This window comes from Facilibium subflavum (assembly GCF_003574485.1).
Taxonomy (GTDB): domain Bacteria; phylum Pseudomonadota; class Gammaproteobacteria; order Francisellales; family Francisellaceae; genus Facilibium; species Facilibium subflavum.
In genome coordinates this window covers 1-616 of record NZ_QLIT01000324.1, presented here as the reverse complement: position 1 = coordinate 616, position 616 = coordinate 1, and the positions used below count along the sequence as shown (strand labels likewise).

At 38.0% G+C, this 616-nt stretch carries 2 protein-coding genes; both read left to right on the top strand.

Annotated elements, in window-relative coordinates; all coding sequences use genetic code 11:
- A partial coding sequence (locus tag DNK84_RS13710; RefSeq protein WP_162902515.1) for a peptide MFS transporter occupies positions 1-336 on the top strand: 336 nt, incomplete at its 5' end.
- Positions 337-338: 2 nt separating this feature from the next.
- On the top strand, positions 339-616 hold a 278-nt coding region (locus DNK84_RS13705; protein WP_208123350.1), incomplete at its 3' end, for an isoaspartyl peptidase/L-asparaginase.

The window sequence follows — 616 nt, the reverse complement described above, 5'->3', positions numbered from 1 at the left end:
GGTCATGCTGGTCATGCAAATGTAATATGGCTATTACTATGCTATTTAATGCTAGTCTTTGGTGAACTATGTATTTCACCAGTTGGTTTAGCGCTTGTTACTCGACTAGCTCCAGAGCATTTAAAATCTACAATGATGGGAGTATGGTGGACGATCAGTGCTTATGCAGGATTTTTTTGTGGCGTAATAAGCTCACATATAGCGGTTACAAAGAACACTCCAGCAAGTAGCTTTGCATCAGGATATTTTAAACTTTTTATTGCAGCAACTATTGTGGCTGTTATATTACTTGCGTTAACTCCGATATTAAAAAAACTTACTAAACTTAGGGTATAAAAATGATTCTAATTGCGAATGATGAAGGTCGTGGTGGCGTACCTGAAGCTTTTAAACGACTCCAAAATAAAGAAAATGGCCTTCGGGCTATGATTGAAGGTATCAAACTTGTAGAAAATGACACAACTATAAAAACCGTTGGTAGAGGATCTTGGCCTGATATCCTAGGCAGTGTAACTTTAGATGCTTCTGTAATGGATGGTGATGATTTGCGTACAGGATCTATAGGGGCTCTTAAAGGTTATGCTAACCCTGTAGAAGTAGCTTATGAAGTAATGCA